Here is a 2097-nt window from a genome sequence, read left to right on the forward strand (position 1 = left end):
AAGCCGCTGGTGGTGATTCTGGACAACGCCTCCATCCACAAGGCCCAGGCCATTCAATCGGCACTGAAGGTGCTGCAGGAGAAGAACGGCCTGACGCTGTACTTTCTGCCTCCCTACAGCCCCGAGCTCAACCGCATCGAAATGCTTTGGCACACCATGAAGCACCGCTGGCTGGAAGCCTGCCACCGCACCAAGGAAGCGTTGGAACGCGACATCAAGCATATCTTTGATAACTTTGGCCAAAAATAAGTTAACCGCTAAAAGTTTTTTCCTTAAGTGCAGCCCACTCATCGTCTAGGACAAGCATGCAAGCCGTTCATTTTGTGAAAAAACTTTCGACAGCTAACTTATGGGAATGCCGTACCATCAAGTCTTTGTGCAACAAAGCCTATTAGCTTGATAAAATAAAAAATGATTTATATCTCACTTTGGTTGATACTTTTAATATCAATAAATATAACTTATGTGCGCGAATTTAAAAATATTAAAAATTTGCTTTCGGGTGCAATTATAACAATTGCACTAATGCTTGGATCAATAAGATGGGCGACAGGTACCGATTGGGAATCTTACAGGATTTTTTATGAAGAAAATCAAGTATTTTTTGATTTTATAAATTGGTATCAATTTGAATATGGGTATAAAATTCTTGTTGCTATTATTAGTGGCATGGGAATTAATTATTCAATTTTTCTTGGACTTCAAACTGGATTAATAATATTTGTCAAATACCAGGTAATTAAGGGTAGGCAATATATTCTTTTGTCATTTTTTGTTTTGTATTGTACTGCGCTTCTTGAGATATTTGCAGTTAGACAGTCAATTGCCGTAGCATTAGTAATTTTGGCGATAAATTTTATTGTCGATAGAAAATTTATTATTGGATATTTATTAATTTTTCTTGCATCCACTTTTCATATTACGGCGCTTGTTGGTTTTCTGGTGCCATTATTTTTAATAAAAAGCAAATCCTACTTGATTTATGTGTTTTGTGCAATATTTATTATTTTGTTTTATTTTAGTAGTCAGATGCAAGGTTTGCTAATAAGTTATGTTGTTGAGGATAAGTTGCTTCATTATATATCGGCAGATGAATATAGGTTTTCAGTGCTTTCCATTTTTTATAAATTAATTATAATTGGATATCTTGTGTTGGGCTTATATAAGTACGAGGGAAGGTTGTCTTCATTTGAAGTTCTTTCGATAAAAATTGTATCGATGGGTTTTTTGGCGAGTATTCCATTGGAATTAATAAATCCAGTTTTTAATAGAATTTCATTATATTTTACAGCTTTTGAATTTATTGCCTCACCAGCAATTGCACATATGATTACTTATAATGCCATTAAGAAAAAATATTGGTTGTTATTGTTTTTATTTGTTGCTTGTTTTGCATTGTTCTATGGCATAAGGCTTTATGGAGTTATGTCAAATTATATGGATTTGTATGTGCCTTTCGAAACTATATTTCATCGTAATTATAAAAATACTTACTGATTTTTTTGAGTGATTTAAAATTTAAAGTGCAACACCCATTAATTGCTTTTTTGAAAATCAGTAAAATTTAATGGAGAAATTTTTTGCAATTGCAGATTGACGGTATCATCTATTCCCTGCAACGGCACGGCGGGATCACGGTCTATTTCAACGAATTGCTGCAGCGCATGAAGTCTGGGGCAGCGGGTGATTGCCGGGTTGTGGTATATGAAGGCTCAGCGGCGAATGTAGAGTTTTTGCCGACGGGGTACGAAACTCGTCCGATGCGTCTGGCGGAGCGGTATAGGCGTTGCCCAGTGTCGGCGCAAGCCGATCTATTCCATTCGAGCTACTACCGGTTGCCTGACCGGCGTTTGCCCGTGGTGACAACGGTGCACGACTTTATCTATGAACGCTTTGCTTCTGGGCCACGCAAATGGCTGCACAGCTGGCAGAAATTCGCGGCAATCCGGGCCTCACAGGCGGTGATCTGCATTTCTGAAAGTACGCGGCGCGATCTGCTTCAGTTTCTGCCAGATATCCGGCCAGAGCGGCTCCACGTGGTGCATAAGTTGACCATCAAAAGTTTCTTCACGAGTCATGCTGCCAAGCCCGTTTTTG

At 38.7% G+C, this 2097-nt stretch carries 3 protein-coding genes; all 3 read left to right on the top strand.

Annotated features, from left to right (window positions below; translation table 11 throughout):
• Positions 1–249 (top strand): transposase (locus tag CON76_RS06970; RefSeq protein WP_205758200.1); only part of this gene is annotated, 249 nt, incomplete at its 5' end.
• 216 nt (positions 250–465) lie between these two features.
• Positions 466–1497 (top strand): EpsG family protein, encoded by a 1032-nt coding sequence (locus CON76_RS06975; protein ID WP_205758201.1) that lies wholly within the window; start codon positions 466–468, stop codon positions 1495–1497.
• Between the two features lie 83 nt (positions 1498–1580).
• Positions 1581–2097: glycosyltransferase (locus CON76_RS06980; RefSeq protein WP_145995368.1), on the top strand; the 517-nt coding region annotated here is incomplete at its 3' end.

It is taken from the genome of Macromonas bipunctata (genome assembly GCF_002837135.1).
Lineage (GTDB): Bacteria > Pseudomonadota > Gammaproteobacteria > Burkholderiales > Burkholderiaceae_C > Macromonas_A > Macromonas_A bipunctata.